Source organism: Croceibacterium soli, from assembly GCF_009828065.1.
Classification (GTDB): domain Bacteria; phylum Pseudomonadota; class Alphaproteobacteria; order Sphingomonadales; family Sphingomonadaceae; genus Croceibacterium_B; species Croceibacterium_B soli.
Genome location: NZ_WTYK01000001.1, coordinates 658903 through 679735, shown reverse-complemented (window position 1 = coordinate 679735; position 20833 = coordinate 658903). Strand labels below are relative to the sequence as shown.

Annotated in this window: 21 protein-coding genes and 1 tRNA gene; 17 read left to right on the top strand and 5 right to left on the bottom strand. The window is 67.3% G+C overall.

The features are described 5' to 3' along the window. The first annotated feature begins 77 nt into the window (after positions 1-77). From GRI75_RS03230 to GRI75_RS03200, 7 genes are all read left to right on the top strand, one after another. Positions 78-1307, top strand: a complete 1230-nt coding sequence (locus GRI75_RS03230; protein ID WP_160745469.1) for an LptF/LptG family permease — start codon at positions 78-80, stop codon at positions 1305-1307. After that, a complete protein-coding gene (gene lptG, locus GRI75_RS03225; protein ID WP_160745468.1) occupies positions 1297-2397 on the top strand; it encodes an LPS export ABC transporter permease LptG in 1101 nt (366 codons plus the stop codon). The genes GRI75_RS03230 and lptG overlap by 11 nt, the downstream gene beginning before the upstream one ends. A 120-nt stretch (positions 2398-2517) precedes the next feature. After that, positions 2518-2829 (top strand): hypothetical protein, encoded by a 312-nt coding sequence (locus GRI75_RS03220; protein WP_160745467.1) that lies wholly within the window; start codon positions 2518-2520, stop codon positions 2827-2829. A gap of 301 nt (positions 2830-3130) precedes the next feature. Then, on the top strand, positions 3131-3880 hold the full coding sequence (locus GRI75_RS03215) for a sterol desaturase family protein (RefSeq protein ID WP_160745541.1): 750 nt from the start codon (positions 3131-3133) through the stop codon (positions 3878-3880). A gap of 54 nt (positions 3881-3934) precedes the next feature. Continuing rightward, on the top strand, positions 3935-5086 hold the full coding sequence (locus GRI75_RS03210; RefSeq protein WP_160745466.1) for a GNAT family protein: 1152 nt from the start codon (positions 3935-3937) through the stop codon (positions 5084-5086). A 94-nt stretch (positions 5087-5180) separates the two neighbouring features. Continuing rightward, complete coding sequence (locus GRI75_RS03205) at positions 5181-5609, top strand: response regulator (RefSeq protein WP_160745465.1); 429 nt, start codon at positions 5181-5183, stop codon at positions 5607-5609. A gap of 554 nt (positions 5610-6163) precedes the next feature. Beyond that, entirely contained in the window at positions 6164-6958 is a 795-nt protein-coding gene (locus GRI75_RS03200; protein ID WP_160745464.1) for a response regulator, read from the top strand. 161 nt (positions 6959-7119) lie between these two features. Here GRI75_RS03200 and GRI75_RS03195 read toward each other — a convergent pair whose 3' ends face one another. Next, complete coding sequence (locus tag GRI75_RS03195; RefSeq protein WP_235911140.1) at positions 7120-8808, bottom strand: CHASE domain-containing protein; 1689 nt, start codon at positions 8806-8808, stop codon at positions 7120-7122. A 228-nt stretch (positions 8809-9036) separates the two neighbouring features. On the opposite strand from GRI75_RS03195, the gene GRI75_RS03190 reads away from it, so the two are divergent. The 3 genes from GRI75_RS03190 (at position 9037) to GRI75_RS03180 (ending at position 11086) form a co-directional block, all read left to right on the top strand. Next, the gene (locus GRI75_RS03190; protein ID WP_160745463.1) at positions 9037-9204 is read left to right on the top strand and encodes a NepR family anti-sigma factor; all 168 of its coding nucleotides are present in this window, start codon (positions 9037-9039) and stop codon (positions 9202-9204) included. Continuing rightward, complete coding sequence (locus tag GRI75_RS03185; protein ID WP_160745462.1) at positions 9204-9836, top strand: sigma-70 family RNA polymerase sigma factor; 633 nt, start codon at positions 9204-9206, stop codon at positions 9834-9836. The genes GRI75_RS03190 and GRI75_RS03185 overlap by 1 nt, the downstream gene beginning before the upstream one ends. A gap of 62 nt (positions 9837-9898) precedes the next feature. Further along, entirely contained in the window at positions 9899-11086 is a 1188-nt protein-coding gene (locus GRI75_RS03180) for an AI-2E family transporter (RefSeq protein WP_160745461.1), read from the top strand. 234 nt (positions 11087-11320) lie between these two features. Here GRI75_RS03180 and GRI75_RS03175 read toward each other — a convergent pair whose 3' ends face one another. After that, on the bottom strand, positions 11321-11932 hold the full coding sequence (locus tag GRI75_RS03175; protein WP_160745460.1) for a superoxide dismutase: 612 nt from the start codon (positions 11930-11932) through the stop codon (positions 11321-11323). Positions 11933-12063: 131 nt separating this feature from the next. Between GRI75_RS03175 and glmM the strand changes: the two genes are divergently transcribed. Both glmM and thiD read left to right on the top strand, forming a co-directional pair. After that, a complete protein-coding gene (glmM, locus tag GRI75_RS03170) occupies positions 12064-13419 on the top strand; it encodes a phosphoglucosamine mutase (RefSeq protein WP_160745459.1) in 1356 nt (451 codons plus the stop codon). Continuing rightward, positions 13416-14165 carry a bifunctional hydroxymethylpyrimidine kinase/phosphomethylpyrimidine kinase gene (gene thiD / locus GRI75_RS03165; RefSeq protein ID WP_160745458.1) on the top strand — a complete coding sequence of 250 codons (750 nt, stop codon included), beginning with the start codon at positions 13416-13418 and terminating at the stop codon, positions 14163-14165. Before glmM ends, thiD begins: the two co-directional genes overlap by 4 nt. 190 nt (positions 14166-14355) lie before the next feature. Here thiD and GRI75_RS03160 read toward each other — a convergent pair whose 3' ends face one another. Next, entirely contained in the window at positions 14356-15234 is an 879-nt protein-coding gene (locus tag GRI75_RS03160; RefSeq protein ID WP_160745539.1) for an LOG family protein, read from the bottom strand. A gap of 215 nt (positions 15235-15449) precedes the next feature. Between GRI75_RS03160 and GRI75_RS03155 the strand changes: the two genes are divergently transcribed. After that, the gene (locus GRI75_RS03155; protein WP_160745457.1) at positions 15450-15992 is read left to right on the top strand and encodes a GNAT family N-acetyltransferase; all 543 of its coding nucleotides are present in this window, start codon (positions 15450-15452) and stop codon (positions 15990-15992) included. 48 nt (positions 15993-16040) lie between these two features. Here GRI75_RS03155 and GRI75_RS03150 read toward each other — a convergent pair. Then, positions 16041-16114: transfer RNA gene (locus GRI75_RS03150), tRNA-Gln, on the bottom strand. A gap of 166 nt (positions 16115-16280) precedes the next feature. Here GRI75_RS03150 and GRI75_RS03145 point away from each other — a divergent pair. After that, positions 16281-17414 carry a Ppx/GppA phosphatase family protein gene (locus tag GRI75_RS03145; protein ID WP_160745456.1) on the top strand — a complete coding sequence of 378 codons (1134 nt, stop codon included), beginning with the start codon at positions 16281-16283 and terminating at the stop codon, positions 17412-17414. 163 nt (positions 17415-17577) lie between these two features. Beyond that, positions 17578-18243 carry an RlmE family RNA methyltransferase gene (locus tag GRI75_RS03140; RefSeq protein ID WP_160745455.1) on the top strand — a complete coding sequence of 222 codons (666 nt, stop codon included), beginning with the start codon at positions 17578-17580 and terminating at the stop codon, positions 18241-18243. Positions 18244-18512: 269 nt separating this feature from the next. On the opposite strand, the gene GRI75_RS03135 is transcribed toward GRI75_RS03140, so the two are convergent. Next, complete coding sequence (locus GRI75_RS03135; protein WP_160745454.1) at positions 18513-19193, bottom strand: c-type cytochrome; 681 nt, start codon at positions 19191-19193, stop codon at positions 18513-18515. 130 nt (positions 19194-19323) lie between these two features. On the opposite strand from GRI75_RS03135, the gene GRI75_RS03130 reads away from it, so the two are divergent. Together GRI75_RS03130 and GRI75_RS03125 are read left to right on the top strand one after the other, a co-directional pair. Next, positions 19324-20217 carry a prephenate dehydratase gene (locus GRI75_RS03130; RefSeq protein WP_160745453.1) on the top strand — a complete coding sequence of 298 codons (894 nt, stop codon included), beginning with the start codon at positions 19324-19326 and terminating at the stop codon, positions 20215-20217. A gap of 150 nt (positions 20218-20367) precedes the next feature. Continuing rightward, on the top strand, positions 20368-20832 hold the full coding sequence (locus tag GRI75_RS03125; RefSeq protein ID WP_160745452.1) for a GNAT family N-acetyltransferase: 465 nt from the start codon (positions 20368-20370) through the stop codon (positions 20830-20832). Position 20833 lies beyond the last annotated feature (1 nt).

The following is a 20833-nucleotide window of genomic DNA, read 5'->3' as shown; positions in this document are numbered from 1 at the left end:
GACCTTGCCCTGGCAGGGCGTTATAGCCCCGGGCCAGGCGCCCAGGCGCGCCCGGCCATTGCGATCGTGACACCGACTTGAAGTTCATCACCGCCACCGACCGATACATACTCCGGCTCGTGCTGGTGCCGATGTTCGCCGTGTTCGTGATCGCCGCGTCGCTGCTGATCCTCGACAAGATGCTGCGCCTGTTCGAGTTCGTCTCCACCGAAGGCGGCCCGGCGGGCGTGGTGTTCAAGATGCTGGTCAACCTGATCCCGGAATACGCCGGGCTGGCCGTTCCGCTGGGGCTGATGCTCGGCATCCTGCTCGCCTTCCGCAAGCTTGCGACATCGAGCGAGCTCGACGTGATGCGGGCCGTGGGCTGGAGCTACACCCGGCTGCTGCGCGTACCGTACCTGATCACGCTGGTGCTGGTGGCGATCAACTTCGTTATCGTCGGCTATCTCCAGCCGCTGGCGCGCTATTCCTACGAACAGCAGGAGTTCGAGCTGCGCTCGGGCGCGCTCGGCGCGTCGATCAAGGTCGGCGAGTTCACCACGCTCAAGGACCGGATGGCGCTTCGCATCGACGAGAGCCGCGACGAAGGGCGGCATCTCGTGGGGATCTTCGCCCGCGTGGCCAGCGCCGGCGGCGAAGTGCTGTCGATCTCCGCCAGCGAGGGCCGCTTCCTCGCCAACCGCGAGAACCGCAACACGATCATCCTGCGACTGCTTGACGGAACGATCGTGCAGGACATGCCCGGGCAGTCGCCGAGAGTGCTGAGCTTCTCCCAGCACGACCTGCCGATCGACTTGCCCGCAATCGAGAAGTTCCGCTCGCGCGGCGACGAGAGCCGCGAGCAGATCCTGCCCGAACTCCTGCGGCTCGGCTGGGACAAGGACGCACCGGAGGCCGAGCGCACCACCAGCCAGGCGAACTTCAACTATCGCATGGTCGAGGTGGTCATGATGCTGATGCTGCCGCTCCTGGCCGTGGCCCTGGCGATCCCGCCGAAGCGATCCACATCGGCGCTGGGCGTGTTCGTCTCGATCGTGATGGTCGTCGCCTATCACAAGGTGAACCAGTACGGGCAATCGGTCGCGGAGCTCGGGCGGGTCGACCCCTACCTTGCCCTATGGGGTCCGTTCGCCGTCTTCGCGGCGCTGATCCTGTGGATGTTCTACCGCGTGGCCTATGTGCCCGGCGGGCAGGCTATCGGGGCCCTGGAAGCGGTCTACGCGAAATTCGCGAAGCGCCTGCAGCGCCTGCTCCGGCGCCGCGACAGGACGCGTTTGACCCTGGCGGAAGCAGTCGATGCTGCTTGATTTCTTCCCCTCGCGTACCCTGACCTGGTATCTCGCCAAGATTTTCATCAGCCGCATCCTTGCGGTCCTGGTGATGCTGGTGCTGGTGCTGATGATGCTCGACTTGCTCTCCACCACCGGCAAGATCCTGGCCTATCCCGGCAATGGCGAGGCGGAACTGCTGCGCTACGTGTCCTTGCGGGTGCCGCAACTGATCGCGCGTTTCCTGCCCTATTCCGTGCTGCTGGCGACCATCATCAGCCTCGCCACCTTGAACCAGAACAGCGAAGTCGTGGCGATGAAGGCGGCGGGGCTTTCCGCACACCAGATCCTCGCCCCGCTGCTGCTCACCGCCGGTGTGGTCGCGGCAAGCTCCTTCGCCTTCAACGAAGGCGTGGTCACCCGCGCCACGGCGGTGCTCAAGGCGTGGGAATCGGTCGAGTACGGGCCCGTGCCGGAAGACAGCGCGACCCGCACCAACGTCTACTACACCGCCGGGGACGATATCCTGGCCGCTACGCGTGTCACCGGCGAAGGCCCGGGCACCGTGCTGCACGGCGTGACATTCTACGACCGCGATGCGCGGGGCATGATCCTGCGGCAGCTGCGCGGCGACACGGCCACCTGGGCCGATCCAGGCTGGACCCTCGAAGCGCCGCGCATCTTCGAGGTGCGATCCGCAACTGCGCAGGAGGCCGCGGGGCCCGTGGTGGTCGCGCCGGAGCTCACCCCGGCACAAGTGTCGCTCGGCAGGGTCGATCCGGACGCGCAGACGCTGGGCGAACTGTCGCGCTCGATCGAAGCGCTCGACGCGGCGGGCCGCCAGACCGCCGAACTCAAGGGCAAGTGGTGGCACAAGATCTCGGGTCCGCTCTCGGCGCTGCTGATGCCGCTGCTGGGCGCTGTCGCCGGCTTCGGCCTCGCCCGGTCGGGCCACCTGTTCGCTCGGGCGGTGATCGGCATGGCGCTCGGCTTCGCCTATTTCGTGGTCGACAACGCCGCGCTGGCGATGGGCAGCTTCGGCGGGTACCCGCCGCTATTGGCCGCCTGGGCGCCTTTCCTGCTGTTCGTGCTGGTCGGCGAGACCGTGCTCATCCGCACCGAAGAATGAGGCTTGCAGGCCGGGCCACTCCCCCCCGGCGCGAGCTTGCCACATTTTTGCCGCTTTCGGGAACCGGGCCCCCCGTCCGGGAGTCTTGCCGAAGCACCGCACATCAAAGGAGTGCATCCAATGAAGACCATTCTTACCGTCGCCCTCGCCGGCGCTGCCTCGCTCGCTCTCGTCGCTTGCGGCGACAGCGCCGAGGACACGACGACCACGACCGAGGAAACCACGGTCACCGAGCCGGCTCCGATGCCGACCGAGACCGTGACGCAAGCTCCGGCCGGACAAGCCACCGAAGACACCGACGGTGACGGCGACATCGATGGCGACGACAGCGTGACGATCAGCGAAGACGGCGTCCAGGCCGACATCAATGACGGCGACACCTCGGTGACCGCCGACATCGACGAGGATCCGGGCGTCACCGTTCGCGACTGATCCGTACTCCATCTTCTGGCAGGCCTTCGGCGCTCGGCGCCGGGGGCCTGTTTTGCGTTTGAGTTCCATAGCTTAGCAGAACGGACAGGCCGGGTTCAGCCTGGCTTTGCTAAGGCAACCATTGCCACACCGCATCGCGCGGGACGGGGACCTCCTCCCGCAGACCTGCGGTAGCGGTGTGGCACCGCTTCTGATAAGGGCCGGCGAAACAACAGGATTAGGTAAAGTGTCGCACAGCACAGTTCCGGGCGCCGAGCAGTCGGACCTGCCGTTCTGGAAACGCAGCCACTATCTCGACCGCATGACCCTGCGGGAGCTGGTCGTCGCCTATTTTCAGCACTACACGATCATCAGCTATCTGGCCCTGACGCTGCTGTGCGTCGTACTCTACGCCATTCATCCGGCCGGCCTGTGGCAGACCCTGGCCGCGATCGCCGCGGGCGTGCTGGTCTACCCTCTGGTCTGGCACCTGCTCCACCAGCACGTTCTGCATTCCAAATGGATGTGGAAGTCGAAGCTGCTTTCGCCGACCTGGAAGCGGATCCACTACGATCACCACCAGGACCCGAACGACCTTTCGGTGCTGTTCGGCGCGCTGCACACCACCCTGCCGACGATCGCCCTCGCCACCGGCACGATCGGCTGGCTCATCGGCGGCCCCGGCGGGGCGCTGGCGGCGTTCGCCGCGGGCCTGCTGACGACCTGCTACTACGAGTTCATGCATTGCATCCAGCACCTGGCGTTCAAGCCGAAGTGGGCCTGGGTGCAGCACATGAAGCAGCGCCACATGGAGCATCACTTCTTCGACGAGAACGGCAACTACGGCATCACCAACTATTTCTGGGACCGCCTGCTGGGCACGTACTACCTGAAGAAGGACCGGCCGCGCCGCTCCCCCACCGTGTTCAACCTCGGCTATGACGAGGAAGTCGCCAAGGTCTATCCGTGGGTCAAGAACCTGTCCGGCGGCATTGCCAGCGGCCATCCGCGGCGGCGCGCGATGGGGATCGAGGGCGGCAGCGGCCAGCGCGGCGAAGCCGCCGCCGATTGACATTCATGCGCCCCGCGCGCTTTGCCCTCCCGGTCTAAATCGCGAGGAGGCAGGATGTCGGCGGTTACGGTGGTCCCGGTTGCGGGCAAGAGCGATCTCAATGCGTTCGTCGACGTCGCCTACCGGCTGAACAAGGACGATCCCAACTGGGTGCCGCCGCTCCGCTCGGAAGTGGTCGAGCTGCTGACGCCGGGCAAGAACCCGTTCCACGACCATGCGCGGGTGCAGTACTTCCTCGCCCGCCGCGACGGCCGCCCGGTCGGCCGCATCTCCGCGCAGATCGACGAGCTCGCGCTGGCCCAGCCGCCTGAGCAGGGCATGGGGCCGGGCACCGGCAACTGGGGCCTGTTCGAAGCGGAGGACGAGGATGTTGCGCGCGCGCTGATCGCCGCTGCCGAGGATTGGCTGCGCGGACAGGGCATGACCCGCGTGCTCGCGCCGATCAGCCTCTCGATCTGGGAAGAACCGGGCCTGCTCGTCAAAGGCCATGACCATCCGCCTACGGTGATGATGGGCCACGACAATCCCGCATACCAGGCCTGGATCGAGAGCCGCGACTACCAGCCGGCGAAGCGGCTGTGGACTTACGACCTCGACATCCGCCCGGGCTTCCCGCCGCTGGTCCAGCGCATCATTAGCGCGGGCGAGCGCAACTCGCGCATCCGGATCCGTCCGGTCGACACCAGGCAGTTCGACCGCGAGGCGGCGATCGTCATCGACATCCTCAACGATGCCTGGTCGGACAATTGGGGCTTCGTCCCGTTCACCGAGAAGGAAGCGAAGTACGCCGGCAAGAAGATGGCCCCGCTGATCCGCGAGGACCTCAACATGATCGCCGAGCTCGACGGCGAGCCGGTCGCCTTCATGCTCACCTGGCCCGACGCCAACGAGCCGATCCGCAAGATCGGCGGGAAGCTGTTCCCCTTCGGCTGGATCAGCATGCTCCGCTGGCTGCGCAACCCCCGCTGCCGGACGATGCGCGTCCCGCTGATGGGCGTGAAGAAGCGGTTCCAGAATTCCCGTCTCGCCAGCCAGTTGGCTTTCATGATGATCGAGCACATCCGCCTCAATGCGATCAGCCGCTATGGCGCCAGCCGCGGCGAGATCGGCTGGATTCTGGAAGACAACAAAGGCATGGTCGCCATTGCCGACACCATCGAAAGCCAGGTGAACCGGGAATACGTGATCTACAAAAAATCGCTGTAATCCCGCGATCTTCGGCGGGAACGAGGCTCCCGGCGCCTCGTTTCCCAAAGCGGCCCTTCGCATCCAGGCGGCGGGCCGGACGGAACCGGATCGCATGGTTGCCAAATCGCGAGGACAGCGCAAGCCGGCGCTTGGCCGCATTCTCATCGTAGAGGACGACCCGGTGCTTGCGCTGGCGCTGGAAGATGCGCTGCGCGACCGTGGCGCCACGGAGGTAGTGATCTGCCCGAGCATCGCCGCGACGATGGTCGAGCTCGAGGGCGAACGGCCCGATGCGATGGTGATCGACGTGCACCTGGCCGACCGCGACGACGGCTGGGCCCTGGTCGAACTTGTCGACATGCTCGGCACCAAGCGCCCGCGGATCGTGTTCTCCACCGGCGCGCCGCAGGACATTCCTCCCGAGATTGCCGAGACCGGCGCCGTGTTCGAGAAGCCCTACAACCCCGCGGACCTGGCCGAGGCGCTTGCCGGCGAGGAGAAGCGCGGCCTGTTCTCCAGGCTGCGCGACGCGATGAGTTGAAACGCGGCGAGCCTCGGGGTTAGCTGCGACGTGAGTGGCCCCGCCAGCGGGATTCCCCGCTTTCGCGGGAATGACGTATTTTGGGCGTGCACCTCTTCCATCCTCCCCCTCTGGGGGAGGTGGCAGCCGCGAAGCGGCTGACGGAGGGGGATTGGCCTGGCGCAGCCGTTCGTCCAGGCCAGCCCCCTCCGTCACCGGCCTTTGGCCGGCGCCACCTCCCCCAAAGGGGGGAGGATCTTGGTCCCACACTTCTTGTGTCCGCAGCGAGTTCAGCCTCACCACGAAAAAAAGGCCTCCGCGCGTGAAGCGCGGAGGCCTTTCGGGATCGTATCACCAGCCGCTTGGACGGGAGGGGGGGTCTCGGCGGTGACAAGAGGATAATGAGCGGCACGGAAGAGGGTTCCCGCACCGGGAATTTTTTTTGAAGCAACCGGCGCGGCCTGCCAGAGCGGGCGCAAACCACTGGCATTTCGGGGCCGATGCCCGCATGTTACCCGGAACCGGCGCTGCGCTCGCCCGTTATACGCGCGCCTGATTCACCGGGAAGGGGTTTTATGTCTATTGGGGCTGAAGTAGCTGCTCATCTACCATTTCTACGCCGTTACGCACGTGCGCTGACGGGTTCTCAAGCCACTGGAGACGCCTTCGTGAAGGCGACGCTCGAAGCCGCCCTGGCGGATGAAGAGCTTGCCCGGTCGCTCAAGGGCGGCCGCGTGCCGCTGTATTCCGCGTTCAACAAGCTGTGGTCCAGCGCCCATGTCGAGATCGGCGAGGACAACGGCAGCGGGAGCCTGCACGAGACCGCCGCGCAGGATCAGCTGCGCCGGATCACGCCGCTCAACCGGCAGGCGCTCCTGCTCACCACGGTGGAAGACTTCTCCCCGCCGGAAGCGGCCCAGATCATGGGCATCGACGAGGACGAGATCTCCGACCTGGTCCAGGATGCGATCGAGGAGATCGACCGCGAGAATTCCACCGAAGTCCTGATCATCGAGGACGAGCCGCTCATCTCGATGCAGCTCGAGGACCTCGTCCGGTCGCTCGGCCACGAGATCTGCGGCACCGCGGCCACGCGCACCCAGGCGCAGCAAGTCGCGGCGGAAAGCACGCCCGGCCTGGTGCTGGCCGACATCCAGCTGGCCGATGGCTCCTCGGGCCTCGACGCGGTGGACGACATCCTGGCGATGGCCAGCGTGCCGGTGATCTTCATCACCGCCTATCCGGAACGGCTGCTCACCGGCGACCGCCCGGAACCGACCTACCTGATCACCAAGCCGTTCCAGGAATCGACGGTGCGGGCAGCGATCAGCCAGGCGCTGTTCTTCGGCTCCAGCCGCCCGCTGAGCTAAGGCCGCGGGGGGCGCCCCGCGCACGCATGTCCTGATCCGATTGGAAGAGCCCTTTCGTTCCCCGTGAACGGAAGGGCTTTTCGATTCATCCCGGAACCGGGCTTCGCCCGTCAGGTCTGCCCACCGCACTGTCCGCTGTCGGGGTGTGGAGGTGGCAGACCCTAGCTGCGACCGGCTGCCGGCGGCCCGTCCTGGTCCAGGCGCGGAGCGCGCATCGAGAACGCGGTCGGCTCGCGCACCGGGATGGTCAGCACGCAATTCACGCCCTCCGGAGCGAAGTCCAGCTCGACCGGGCTGTTGAGCTCGTTGGCGACGATCTTCTCGATCAGGTCGGTCCCGAACCCGCGCGTGCGCTTTTCCTTGACCGGCGGCCCGCCGCGCTCGCGCCACTCCAGGCGCACGAGCTGCGGCGCGATCTTGTGCCATTTGATCGTCACGTGACCGCCGGGGCGTGTCAGCGCGCCGTACTTGGCAGCGTTGGTCGCCAGCTCGTGGATCGCCAGGCCGAGCGACAGCGCGTCGTTCGGCGCCAGCTGGATGTCGGGGCCGCCGATCTCGATCCTGTGATCCTCGGCCTGCACATAGGGCGCCAGCTCGGCATCGACGACGGAGCGGATCGGGGTCGTGCCCCAATCGGACTGGGTCAGCAGGTCGTGCGTTGCCGAAAGCGCGCGGATGCGGCCATCCAGTCCATCGGCGAACTCTTCGAGATCCTTCGCCCGCCGCCGGGTCAGGGCGATGATCGACAGCACGTTGGCTAGCGTGTTCTTGACCCGGTGGTTGAGCTCTCGCGTCAGCGAGTTGCGGATCGATGCCTGTTCGGCGAACCACACCAGCGCCGCTTCGTCCTCGTTCGCCTGCTGCGTCAGCATGCGCACCAGCAGCATGAGCAGGCTGGCGACCAGCAGGCCGAAGATCAGCGTCAGCATCGAAAGGCCGGACAGCGTTTCCGCCGGCGGCGCAGCGACTTCCAGCACCCAGCGGTGGTTCGCCACCGTCACGGGCATGCTGTAGGTGGCGCCGACGTTCCCTTCCTGGCTGATCCGGGCGATTAGGTTCGCTTCCGTCTTCTCGCTATCGTAAAGGCGGATACCGACCGCACCCGGCCGCTCCAGCTCGAGCGCGGCGGCCAGGAAGTCCTGCGCGTTGAAGGGACTATAGATAAAGCCCTTCAGCACGCGCCCGGTTTCGATCGCATCGAACACCGGCATGTAGATCAGGAAGCCGGGCTGATCGCCGCCGCCTTCCTGCCGCAGGGCGACTTTGCCGCTGGCCGTCGGCCGGGCGGTGCGTTCGGCTTCGATCATCGCCATCCGGCGCACGGGGTCGGAGAACATGTCGAAACCGATCGCGCGGCGATTGCGCTCGGTGTCCGGCTGAAGGAAAGTCACGGGCACGGCATAAGGCTGCGAACCGTCGAACGCCGGGTGAAGTTCTCGGTTGCCGGGCGCCTGTTCAGCCATGAATGCATTGAAGGCCCCGATCTCCCCCGGCCGCACGATCATCGCCCAGCCGATCCCTTCGGCGCCCCTGTAGTCGGCATCGAGCCGCAGCTCCGAAACGAAGCGCCGAAAGCGCGAGGCCGGCACTTCATCGAGCATCGCCAGCAAGGCGGCCCCGGCCCGGAGATACGCGCTGCTGGCGTTGGCCCGCTGCTCCAGGGCGGAGGCGATGGCGCTGGCTTCGGCGCGCAGCTGCGCTTCGGCGCGCTGGTCCTCGCCCCGCTCGATGGCGAAGACGCTCAGCGCCGTGACTGCGGTGACGAGGAGGAAGATCGCCACCGGCATGCCCCGGGGAAAGCGCACCAGCCAGTGCTTTGTTCGATTCTTCGGGCCGGTCAGCTTCTGCAAATCTTGTTCCCCTGCCCGCCTTGCCATATGGAGCGATCCCGTCGGCGCGCCCTCTAGCGCAAATGCGCTGGATTAACCAACCGGCCCGATGTGTTTCGGGGAACCGGACGGGAAGGGTTTCGTTCCACGATAGCGTCCGATGGACGACTGGCGATTTCGCGCGGCAATGGGCCTGTCTCTGATGCCGGCATCGCGCTTGCTGTAAGGACGGGGGCAGAATTGCATTTCATGGCTGGTGACAAGGACAAGAAGGGAGGGTCTGGCAAGGTGCAAGCTACCAAGCCGCGTGACCCCGAATGGGCCACGGGCCTCAAACGGCTCTACGACTCGGTCGTCGAGGAGCCGCTGCCGGATTCCTTCAAGGATCTGCTCTCGAAGCTGGATTCGACGGATTGATGAACAACACAGTGACCACCAGGGAGCTGCCCAAGCGCAGCGCCGACGACAAGCGCGCCTTCAAGCGTGAACTGACCGAGGTCGTGCCGCATCTGCGCGCCTTCGCGCGCGGCCTGTGCGGCCGCCCGGACATGGCGGACGACCTGGTGCAGGAAACGCTGCTGAAGGCCTGGGCCGCTCAGGACCGCTTCGAACCGGGCACGAGCATGCGCGCATGGACATTCGTGATCCTGCGCAATGCCTACCTCACCGACATGCGGCGCAACCGCTTCCGCGGCGATTACGACGAGACCGTGGCCGAGCGCATCCTCACCGCGCCGGCCGGCCAGGAAGAGCCGATCCACCTCAGCGACATGCACCGCGCCCTGCTGACCCTTCCGGCCGAACGGCGCGAAGCGCTGCTGCTGGTGGGCGCCGGCGGCTTCTCCTACGAGGAGGCGGCCAATATCTGCGGCTGCGCGGTCGGCACGATCAAGAGCCGCGTGGGCCGTGCCCGCGCCGCGCTGACGAGCATGATCGAGGACGGCGCCATTCCCGACCGGTCGATCAGCGACCCCGCCGCCCACCGGGCGATCCTCGAGGAGCTGGACGAAGTCGCCGCCGGAAACGGCCGATCCGTCGCCACGCGCTGAGCATGCCTTGATCGCCGCGCCCAGTCGCGGCATTGCAGCGTATTGAAAGGCACCGGCGGCGGATGAGCGAGGGGCGGGAACGGGACAGCGAAGGAAGGCCTGCCGATGCGGCGGCTCCGCGGCGCCGTGCGCTGACTTTCGCGGCCCAGGAACTGCGGCTCATTTCAGCGCTGGTCCTGCTGCTCGCTCTCGGGCTGTTCCTGGCCCTGCCGTTCGTGCTGTCGATCGGGGCGGTGGTTTTCTTGCCTCTGGTGACCGCGATCATCCTGACGATCGTGCTTTCGCCGATGGCCGACAAGCTCTCCCAGGCAGGGCTGCCGAATGTCCTCGCTTCGCTGATCTCGCTGGTCGCCTTCCTGGCGATCCTGATCCTCGCCCTCACCGCCGTGTTCCGCCCGGCCGTCGGCCTGTTCGACGAGATGCCGGCCATGCTCGCGCGGATCGGCGAGCACTTCAGCCAGCTGCGAAACGACTTCGCCTGGATCTCCGCCCTCAACCGCCAGTTCGCGGAGCTGCTCGGGCATGACGAGCGGCAGGTGGTCCTGGCCAGCCCCTCGATGCTCGAACAGGTCGCCTTTGCCACTCCTACGGTGGTGCTGGAGGTCCTGCTGACCTTCCTAATGGCCTTCTTCATGATCGAGGCACGCGTGCGCATGCGCCGCCGCCTGCTGCTGGGCCGGCAGCATTTCGGCGCCAGCATCAAGGCGGCCCGCGTGGTGCGCGACGTGCAGGACCGGGTCGCCGCCTACATCTTCACGGTCGGGCTGATCAACCTAGGGGTCGGCGTCATCGTCGCGCTCGGAGCCTGGGGTCTGGGAGTGGACGCGCCGATCATGTGGGGCGGACTGGCCGCGCTGCTCAACTTCCTGCCCTATATCGGACCGCTGGCCATGGTCACGGTGCTCGCGCTGTTCGGGATCGGCACGGCCGAATCCCCGCTCGTGGGCGTGATCCCCGCGGCGGCCTATCTCGGCCTTCACGCCATCGAATCGAACGTGGTGACGCCGGCGATCCTCGGCGCGCGCTTCACCATGAACCCGGTGCTGATCCTGCTGGCGCTGAGCTATTTCACCTGGATCTGGGGCGTCACCGGCGCCCTGCTCTCCGTGCCGATCCTCCTGACGCTCACTGCGCTGGTGGACCATCTCGGGCGGCCGAACCTGATCGGCTTCATCTTCGGCGAACCGCTGTTCTCGACCAATCCGCTTGAGCTGGACCCCGAAATTACCACGCCGCCGCCGGCGGGCTGACCTCCCCCTCCGGCCGAACGGTTGCACCGCACCTCGCCCCCTCCGTCAGCCCTTCGGGCTGCCACCTCCCCCAGAGGGGGAGGATCGAAGCTCGGCTAGACAAATCCTCCCCCTCTGGGGGAGGGGGACCGCCGCCGCAGGCGGTGGTGGAGGGGGTTTGGCCTGGACGAACGGTACGAAAAGGCCCGCCTCGCGAGTTGCGAAGCGGGCCTTCGTGTCGCTTAGCGCGAGCTCTTACGCCGGGTAGGTCCAGGCGGAGCCGCGCTCCAGGTTCTCGGCCGCGAAGTCCCAGTTGAGGTGGTTGTCGAGCACCGCCTTCAGGTAATCCGGGCGGACGTTCTGGTAGTCGAGGTAGTAGGCGTGCTCCCACAGGTCGATGGTGAGCAGTGGGTTCTTGCCGCTGTCGGCCAGGGTGTCGCCGTCGTGGGTTTCCTCGAGGCTCAGCGTGCCGCCGTTGTCGGCCAGCCAGACCCAGCCGTTGGAGAAGTGGCCGACGCCGCGCTCCACCAGCTTGTTCTTCAGCTCATCGAGCGAACCGAACGCCGCGTCGATCTTGCTGGCGAGATCGCCCGACGGGGTGCCGCCGTTCGGCGAAAGCGAGTGCCAGTAGAACCCGTGGTTCCAGCTCTGCGCGGAATTGTTGAACAGGCCCTGGTTGGACCCGCGCGCCGAGGCGATCACCTCTTCCAGGCTCTTGCCTTCGTTTTCCGTGCCCTGGATCGCCGCATTGGTCTTATCGATGTAGGCCTTGTGGTGCTTGCCGTGGTGGAAGCTCAGCGTCCTGGCGCTGACCGCCGGTTCGAGCGTCTCGGGGTCGTAGGGCAGCGGCATGAGTTCGAAAGCCATGGGTCGGTCCTTCCTGTTTGCTGACGGGTCGTTCGTTTTTGCCAACGAGTGCCAACGCAGCTAGTGCCGCCGGGATGAAATCGCAATCCGCCGTTGCCCTATTAGGGCCCGGCGGCACTCAAGGGATTGGCATGACACGCAAGTTCTTCGGCACCGACGGCATCCGCGGGCGCGCCAACGCCGGCCTGCTGACTGCGGCGACGGCGATGAAAGTGGGCCAGGCGGCGGGCCGGCATTTCCTGCGCGGCGACCACAAGCACCGGGTCGTGATCGGCAAGGACACCCGCCTGTCGGGCTACATGATGGAGACCGCGCTGGTCGCCGGCTTCACCAGCGTCGGCATGGACGTGATCATGACCGGGCCGCTGCCGACCCCGGCGATCGCCCTGCTCACGCGGGAAATGCGGGCGGACCTCGGCGTGATGATCTCCGCCAGCCACAACCTTTTCGCAGACAACGGCATAAAGCTGTTCGGCCCCGACGGGTTCAAGCTGTCCGATGAGGACGAAGAGGCCATCGAGGCGGCGATGGAAACCGAAATCCCGCTGGTCGACGGGCACGACGTCGGGCGGGCGCGGCGTATCGAGGACGCCCGCGGACGCTACATCCATGCGGTCAAGGGCTCGGTCGGGGACCTGGTCCGGTTCGACGGGCTCAAGGTGGTCATCGATTGCGCCAACGGCGCTGCCTATCAGGTGGCGCCGACCGCGATCTGGGAACTGGGCGCCCAGATCTTTCCCGTCGGCGTCGATCCCAACGGGACCAACATCAACGACAACGTCGGCTCCACCGCTCTCGAAACGGTCAAGCAGCGCGTCCTCGCCGAAGGGGCGGACATCGGCCTCGCCCTGGACGGCGATGCCGACCGGCTGATCGTGGTCGACGAGAAGGGTGAGACGGTCGACGGAGATCAGCTCATGGCCCTGATCGCCACCGCCATGGCCGACGCCGGCGAGCTCAAGGGCGGCGGTGTCGTGGCGACAGTGATGAGCAACCTCGGGCTGGAGCGCTATCTCGACCATCGCGGGCTCAAGTTGGCGCGCACAAAGGTCGGCGACCGCTACGTGCTCGAGGCGATGCGCGCCGGCGGCTACAATGTCGGCGGCGAGCAATCGGGCCACATGATCCTGCTCGATCACGCCACCACGGGCGACGGCACGATGGCCGCCCTGCAAGTGCTCAGCGCGCTGGTGCGCTCGGGCAAGCCGGCCAGCGAGCTGCTGCACGTGTTCGACCCCGTTCCGCAGCTGCTCAAGAACGTGGTCTATGCCGACGGCGATCCTCTCGCCGATCTCGATGTGAAGAAGGCCATCGCCGATGGCGAGCGCGCGCTCGAAGGGCGCGGGCGTCTGGTGATCCGCAAGTCCGGCACCGAGCCGAAGATCCGCGTCATGGCCGAAGGCGACAGCGCCGAGGAGATCGAGCAAGTGATCGATTCGATCTGTGAGGCGGTCGCCAACGCCGCGGGGGAATGCCGCCCGGCATGACCGCCCCGCCCCGCATCCTCGCCATCGCCGGATCGGACAGCTCGGGCGGCGCGGGCATCCAGGCCGACATCAAGACCGTCACCATGCTCGGCGGCTATGCGATGACCGCGATCACCGCCGTCACCGCGCAGAACACGCGCGGCGTCCAGGCGGTCGAAGTGCTGCCGGCCCGCTTCGTGGCGGCTCAGATCGACAGCTGCCTGTCGGACATCGGCGCGGACGCGGTGAAGATCGGCATGCTCGGCTCCGCGGAGATCGCCCACGCCGTCGCCGACACTCTCGAAGGCATTGGCCTGCCGATCGTGTTCGACCCGGTGATGGTCGCCACCAGCGGCTCGGTACTGGCCGACGCGGCGACCATCGCCGCGTTCGAGCGGCTCATGCGCCTGGCGACCCTGACCACGCCCAATGTCGCCGAGCTTGCCGCCCTCGGCAGACCCGAAGCGATGCTCGCGCGCGGCTCCGCCTGCCTGGCGAAAGGCGGAGACGCGGAGGGCCCGGAGGTCGAGGACCGCCTGCTGCGCCCGGGCCACGAGGACATCGTCTGGAGCAGCCCCCGGATCGAGACCCGCCACACCCACGGCACCGGCTGCACTCTCTCCAGCGCCATCGCCACCCTGCTCGGCAAAGGCCTGCCGCTGGAGGAAGCGATCGAGGGCGCGCGCCAGTTCGTCCGCTCCGCCCTCGCCGCCGCCCCCGGCTTCGGCGAGGGCCACGGCCCAATGGGCCATCACGCGGTGCGCTGAAGCGGCAGAAGCCGGGGAAGTTCCTGGCGCGACCAAGATCCTCCCCCTCTGGGGGAGGGGGACCGCCCGCGAAGCGGGTGGTGGAGGGGGCCAGTGGCCTGGACGAACGGTTGCGCCAGGCCAGCCCCCCTCCGTCAGCCCTGCGGGCTGCCACCTCCCCCAGAGGGGGAGGATTTTAGATGGGAGCCCGCTACCCCTTGATCTGGTAGAAGGCCGCGATGTGCTGCCAGGCTTCCTCGGCCGTTTCGCACCAGCGGAACAGCTCGAGGTCCTGGCGCGTGACGGTGCCTTCCTCGGCCAGCGCCTCGAAGTTCATCACCCGGTCCCAAAACTCGCGCCCGAACAGCAGGATCGGAATCGGTTTCATCTTGCCGGTCTGAATCAGGGTCAACGTCTCGAACAACTCGTCACACGTGCCGAACCCGCCGGGGAACACTGCAACCGCCCGTGCGCGCAGCAGGAAGTGCATCTTCCGCAGCGCGAAATAGTGGAAATTCAACGACAGATAGGGCGTGACGTAAGGGTTAGGCGCCTGCTCGTGCGGCAGGACGATGTTGAGCCCGATCGACTCCGCGCCGGCGTCGCTTGCGCCTTTGTTGGCCGCTTCCATGATCGACGGCCCGCCGCCGGAGCAGACGACGAACTGCCGCTTGCCGTTCTCGATGATCGACTTCTCGCTCGCCAGCCGCGCCAGGCGGTAGGCTTCGGCATAGTACTTGGCCTTCGCGGCAAGGCTTTCGACCACCTTGCGCTCCGCATCCGGCAGGTCCTTCGCCCCTTCCAGCGCGGTCTCGACCGCCTCGGGCGGCGGAATGCGCGCGGAACCGTAGATCACCAGCGTCGAGCCGACCCCGGCTTCGTCGAGCACCATCTCCGGCTTCAGCAGCTCGAGCTGGAAGCGCACCGGGCGCAGTTCTTCGCGCAGCAGGAAATCGGTGTCGCGAAAGGCCAGGCGGTAAGCCGGATGGCGCGTCTGCGGCGTGTCCGTCGGCGCCGCCTCGGCGAAGCCCACTTCCTGTTCGGCAGGATAGAACTTGCGCACGGTCAGGTCGCGGTCGTCCCCGTCGATCCCGTGCTCTTCCGCCTCGCTCACGCGGCTCTCCCTCTAGTGGCCAGCAAGGCCCTAGAAGCTAGCAAGGCCGATGAAAAGGCTGGATGCCCATCTGCTGACCCAGGGATTGAGGTCCAGTCGATCAGCAGGTCCCGGCACCAACGTTCGCGGCAGCCACAGTGCGGAAACGACCGGGCCGCGCGTCTTAGGAGGAGGGGGAGTTTCGCCTACACATGAGTGACGTACGGTTAGGGACCGACCGGCTGGTGCTGCGTGACCACACGCTGGACGACTTCTGTGCTTATCGCAGGTTCTGGGCAGAGCAGGCATGCGATGTGCCGGGTGGGCCACCCCGGACAGCCGAAGAGGTCTGGTATCGGCTTGTGTTCCTCATCGGACACTGGAGGGTCTTCAGATACGGTTTGTTTCTCGCGATCGATCCTACCAGCAACGAGATCATCGGCGAGATTGGGTTCCGCAGGATGGAGCGTTCTTCAGCGCCATTGACGAGTGAGCGGGAAGGAGGCTGGAACCTCGGTCGCGCACATCGCAGCCAGGGCCTGGCGTCTGAAGCAATGATTTGTGCGCGGGATTGGATGGATACACATCACCCGGGCCGGCAATCCTGCTTTATTGACGTCGAGAACACCGCGTCTATTCGGCTGGCAAAGGTGCTCGGCTTCGAGGCAGTGTCCGAGCATGAGTATAACAGCAGCAAAGTGACGCTCTTCGAGCGTCCTGCGCCCCAACAGTGCGGAGCACCTCCGGCGATCTGACTTGGGGGAACTAAGCTGCCGCGGACCCGCTGAATGCGGGTGAAAGGCTGGATGCCCCGCGAGGATTCGAACCTCGATTGACGGAGTCAGAGTCCGTAGTCTTACCTTTAGACGACGGGGCAATCGGGCGCGCATCTAGGCAGGTGGCCGCCCCGCGTCAAGCGCGCGCTGGCCGATTGCCGGGTGGCGCCTGGACCCGTCCTTGCCCCGGGGCTGCGGCTCGGCTAGCCTGACCCCAGGTCCCCGTCGCAACGGCGGGTAGAAATGTCGGAAAGTTTGGAACAATCAATGGCGGACCACTCACCGCCGCAGCGGCCGCAGGAAGCGGCCCGGCAGGTAGGCGAAAGCGGTGACGAGGGCCGCGGGGTTCTGCGCGATTCGAACGGCTGGCGGCGCCCGCCGGCTTCGCGCCAGCGCCAGGCCTATGCCGCGATCGACCTCGGCACCAACAACTGCCGCCTGCTGATCGCCCGGCCCGCGAACGAGAATTTCGTCGTTATCGACGCCTTCAGCCGCGTGGTGCGCCTGGGCGAGGGCCTGGCGCAGACCGGCCGGCTGAGCGAGGCGGCGATGGACCGCGCGGTCGGCGCGCTGAAGATCTGCGCCGACAAGCTGCGCCGCCGCAACGTCCATCTCGCCCGCTCGGTCGCTACCGAGGCGTGTCGCAGGGCCAGCAACGGAGAGGCGTTCATAGAGCGGGTCCGCCGCGAGACCGGCATCATGCTCGACATCATATCGGCGGAGGAAGAAGCCCGCCTGGCGGTGCTCGGCTGCCACATCCTGCTGGAAGACGGGCGCGGCCCGGCGATGATCTTCGACATCGGCGGCGGTTCGACCGAACTCGTGCTGATCGAGCCCGGCGGCCCGGTGCCGCGAATCATCGACTGGCTGAGCGTGCCGTGGGGCGTCGTCTCCCTGACCGAAACCGTCGGGCAGGAGCGCGAGCATGCCGATGCGGCCGAACGCGCCGCCCGCTATGCGGAAATGCGCCGGCTGGTGTCCGAGAGCTTCGCCCGCTTCGCCAAGCGCGTGGCCCCGCACCGCGCGCCGGACTTGCGCCTGCTGGGCACCAGCGGCACGGTCACCACGCTCGCCAGCGTCCACCTCGAGCTGCCGCAATACGACCGCAGCGCGGTCGACGGGCTGATCGTGCCGGCAAGCTCGATGCGCGACATCTCCGCGCGGCTGTCCGGCCTGGCCCCGGCGGAGCGGCGCAAGCTGCCGTGCATCGGCACCGAACGGGCCGACCTGGTCGTCGCCGGATGTGCGATCCTCGAATCGATCCTCGACATCTGGCCGGCGGCCCGGCTCGGCGTGGCCGACCGCGGCATTCGCGAAGGCATCCTGCGCAGCCTGATGGCGGCGGACTTCGAAGGCAGCCAGGCCCGGGCTTCGCTCCGGGAAGTGAGGACCGCGAGATGACGGCATTGAGCAGTTCCTCCCCGGCACGGGGAGGGGGACCGCCCGCGAAGCGGGTGGTGGAGGGGGCCGGCGGCAGAGCGCTGCGGTTCGGCGGAGGTGCGGCGCCGCGGGCCCCCTCCACCATGCTGCGCATGGTCCCCCCCGTTCCGGGGAGGATTTTTTCGTGAGCCGTTCTGGAAAAGAAGTCAGCAAGAAGGTGAAGACCGCCAAGGGCCGGACCGCGTCGTCGACGCGCTGGCTCGAACGGCAGCTCAACGATCCTTACGTGCGCCAGGCCAAGGCGGAAGGCTACCGCAGCCGGGCGGCCTACAAGCTCGCCGAGCTCGACGACCGGTTCGGCCTGCTCAAGCGGGCCGAGCGGGTGGTCGATCTCGGAGTCGCGCCCGGCGGCTGGAGCCAGGTCGTCCGCAAGCGCTCGCCCAAGGCGGCGATCGTCGGCATCGATCTTCTCCCCACGGAGCCGCTCGAAGGCGTGACCTTGTTCGAGATGGACTTCATGGCCGACGAGGCCCCGCAGGCGCTCATGGACGCGCTCGGCGGGGCGCCGGACCTGATCCTGTCGGACATGGCGGCCAACACCGTCGGCCACAAGCAGACCGACCACTTGCGCACGATGGGACTGGTGGAGGCGGCCGCGCATTTCGCGGTGGAGACGCTGGCGGAAGGCGGCGCGTTCGTCGCCAAAGTGCTCGCCGGCGGGACCGATTCCGATCTGCTCGCGCTGCTCAAGCAGCACTTCCGCACCGTCAAGCACGCCAAGCCCCCGGCCAGCCGCAAGGGCTCGTCGGAGTGGTACGTGGTAGCGCAGGGCTTCAAGGGGCGCGGCTGAGGAGGCGTGGCGCGTGCCTCCCGTGGTTCGACAAGCTCACCACGAACGGTGAGCTTTGTTTGGCTCATCTCACCTAAACCCGTTCGTCCTGAGCCTGTCGAAGGACGCAAGCGCGTGCCTCCCGTGGTTCGACAAGCTCACCACGAACGGTTCCAGGGGATCAGAGTCTCTCGTGCCCAGCCTCAATCCGTTCGTCCTGAGCTTGTCGAAGGACGATCGGGCAGGACGCCGGCGGCTCGTGCAACCGGCACGAACCGCTGGCCAAGCGCTTACTCGCCGACCGGGTTGGTCTGGTTTTCGCCGGGGACCGGCTGGTCCATCGACATCGCGCCGGCGGCCTCGGCATCCTGCGCTTCCGCACCCTCGACCGCGCCCGGGGCGCCATCGGGGCCGGCTGCGCTGTCGGCCGCCGCTGCCGGGGCTGCCGGAGCCGGGAAGGCCGGGCCGCCGCCGTTGGCGTGCATGTAGGCGATCACGTTGGCGCGGTCTTCGGGGCTGGAGAGGCCGGCGAAGCTCATCTTGGTGCCCGGGGCGAAGCCGCGCGGGTTGGCCAGCCACTTGTCGAGGTTCTCGTAGCTCCACTCGCCGCCGAGGTCGGCCAGCGCGCTGGAGTAGGCGAAGCCCGCGGCGAACTTGCCGATCGGCTTGCCGACTACACCGTAGAGATTCGGGCCGATGCCGTTCGCCCCGCCCTGCTCGATCGAGTGGCAGCTGACGCACTTGGCGAAGACCTTCTCGCCGGCGGCCGGGTCCGCCGCAGCGAGGAGCGTGCCGATGTCCGGGCCCGCTTCGGCGCCTTCTTCGACCACGCCTTCGATCGGGTAGCCCATCTCCTCGGGCCGTTCCGGCCTGTCGGCATGGAAGATCCGCGAGCTGACGGCGCTGAGGCCGAGGGCCACGATTCCGGCGGCCAGGGTCCAGCCGGCGATGGTGTTGAAACGGTCGGTCATCAGGTGAGACTATCTGCCTTGGGGAGAACTCCGGCGCCGCTCTAGTAGCGAGGTGCACGCTTCGCAAGCCCGTTGCTCGGGCCAATTCGCCTTGTCCCCTGGGCGCCGCCCGGTTACCCGCAGTGCCGCAATGCACAGCTTCCCCGCTCCCGCCCTCGCCCTCGTCGAAACCATGGCCGCCTCCGCGGCCCAGGATCCGGCGCGCGCGATCGCCTTCCAGGGCGCGCCGGGCGCCAATTCGCACAAGGCGGCGCTGGAGTGGGCGCCCGGCTGCCTGCCGCTGCCGTGCTTCAGCTTCGAGGACGCACTGGACGCGGTGAAAGCCGGGAACGCCGGCTGCGCGATCATCCCGATCGAGAATTCGCAGCACGGCCGCGTGGCCGACATCCACTTCCTGCTGCCCGAGAGCGGGCTCAAGATCGTCGGCGAGCACTTCCTGCCGATCCGCTACGCGGTGATGGCCACGGGGCCCGGGCCGTTCGGCGCTGCCTATTCGCACCCCCAGGCGCTCGGGCAGACGCGGCACTACCTGCGTTCGCAGGGTATCGTGCCGATGACGTACCCCGACACGGCCGGGGCCGCCGCCTTCGTCAAGGAACAGGGCGACCCCGCCGCATGCGCCATCGCCCCGCGCATCGCCGCCGATCTTTACCACCTGCACGTGGTCGAGGAAGACGTCGCCGATGCCGAGGACAACACGACCCGCTTCGTCGTCCTCGCGCCCGAGGCGCTCGATCCGGCCGCGCTGAACGGCGATTCGGCGATGACCACGTTCGTGTTCGAGGTGAAGAACATCCCCGCCGCGCTCTACAAGGCGCTCGGCGGCTTCGCGACCAACGGCGTCAACATGACCAAACTCGAAAGCTACCAGAAGGGCGCAAGCTTCTCCGCGACGATGTTCTACGCCGACATCGTCGGAGCCCCCGGCGACCCGGGCATCGACCGCGCGCTGGAGGAACTGGCGTTCCACTGCAAGGAACTGCGCATGCTCGGGACTTATCGGCAGGGGCGCGTGCGGGGGTAACGGGGTGGTGCTGCGGGGGGCGAAACCTTCGCGTGCCTCCACCACCCCTAGCCCCTCCTCTAAAGAGGAGGGGGACAAGGCCTCACCAGGGCCGAACCTTGACACGAACATCCTCTTGCCAGCCCGGACCGGCGCAAGCACAAGCGCGCCATGGCAGACTATCGCATCACTGCGGACGATCCCCTGCGGCCCGAGATCGCCGCGCTGCTCGACCTGCACCTGGCCGAGATGCACCGCTGGTCGCCCGCCTGCAAAGTCCATGCGATGCCGGCCGAGCGCCTGCGGGAGGCGGACGTGACGTTCTTCTCCGCCTGGGACGGCGACACGCTCGCCGCGGTCGGGGCGCTCAAGGAACTCGGCCCAGCGCGGGGCGAGCTGAAGTCGATGCGGGCCGCGCCCGAATACCGCGGCAAAGGGGCCGGGCAGGCGATCCTGCTGCACCTGATCGCGGAGGCGCGCCGGCGCGGCTACACCTGGCTCGGGCTCGAGACCGGCCGGCCCGAGCCGTTCCAGCCTGCCGCCGCGCTCTATCGCAAGCACGGCTTCTCGGAATGCGCCGACTTCGGCGACTATCTCGGCGACGAATTCTCCGTCTGCATGAGCCGGAGCCTCTGAC

What these genes read in the sequence shown, in the direction of transcription:
- GRI75_RS03175 (WP_160745460.1), bottom strand. Translation starts at nt 11,932, where the DNA reads ATGGCTTTCGAACTCATGCCGCTGCCCTACGACCCCGAGACGCTCGAA.
- GRI75_RS03200 (WP_160745464.1), top strand. Translation starts at nt 6,164, where the DNA reads ATGTCTATTGGGGCTGAAGTAGCTGCTCATCTACCATTTCTACGCCGT.
- GRI75_RS03130 (WP_160745453.1), top strand. Translation starts at nt 19,324, where the DNA reads ATGCACAGCTTCCCCGCTCCCGCCCTCGCCCTCGTCGAAACCATGGCC.
- GRI75_RS03215 (WP_160745541.1), top strand. Translation starts at nt 3,131, where the DNA reads ATGACCCTGCGGGAGCTGGTCGTCGCCTATTTTCAGCACTACACGATC.
- GRI75_RS03185 (WP_160745462.1), top strand. Translation starts at nt 9,204, where the DNA reads ATGAACAACACAGTGACCACCAGGGAGCTGCCCAAGCGCAGCGCCGAC.
- glmM (WP_160745459.1), top strand. Translation starts at nt 12,064, where the DNA reads ATGACACGCAAGTTCTTCGGCACCGACGGCATCCGCGGGCGCGCCAAC.
- lptG (WP_160745468.1), top strand. Translation starts at nt 1,297, where the DNA reads ATGCTGCTTGATTTCTTCCCCTCGCGTACCCTGACCTGGTATCTCGCC.
- GRI75_RS03125 (WP_160745452.1), top strand. Translation starts at nt 20,368, where the DNA reads ATGGCAGACTATCGCATCACTGCGGACGATCCCCTGCGGCCCGAGATC.
- GRI75_RS03155 (WP_160745457.1), top strand. Translation starts at nt 15,450, where the DNA reads ATGAGTGACGTACGGTTAGGGACCGACCGGCTGGTGCTGCGTGACCAC.
- GRI75_RS03205 (WP_160745465.1), top strand. Translation starts at nt 5,181, where the DNA reads ATGGTTGCCAAATCGCGAGGACAGCGCAAGCCGGCGCTTGGCCGCATT.
- GRI75_RS03220 (WP_160745467.1), top strand. Translation starts at nt 2,518, where the DNA reads ATGAAGACCATTCTTACCGTCGCCCTCGCCGGCGCTGCCTCGCTCGCT.
- GRI75_RS03145 (WP_160745456.1), top strand. Translation starts at nt 16,281, where the DNA reads ATGGCGGACCACTCACCGCCGCAGCGGCCGCAGGAAGCGGCCCGGCAG.
- GRI75_RS03210 (WP_160745466.1), top strand. Translation starts at nt 3,935, where the DNA reads ATGTCGGCGGTTACGGTGGTCCCGGTTGCGGGCAAGAGCGATCTCAAT.
- GRI75_RS03135 (WP_160745454.1), bottom strand. Translation starts at nt 19,193, where the DNA reads ATGACCGACCGTTTCAACACCATCGCCGGCTGGACCCTGGCCGCCGGA.
- thiD (WP_160745458.1), top strand. Translation starts at nt 13,416, where the DNA reads ATGACCGCCCCGCCCCGCATCCTCGCCATCGCCGGATCGGACAGCTCG.
- GRI75_RS03180 (WP_160745461.1), top strand. Translation starts at nt 9,899, where the DNA reads ATGAGCGAGGGGCGGGAACGGGACAGCGAAGGAAGGCCTGCCGATGCG.
- GRI75_RS03190 (WP_160745463.1), top strand. Translation starts at nt 9,037, where the DNA reads ATGGCTGGTGACAAGGACAAGAAGGGAGGGTCTGGCAAGGTGCAAGCT.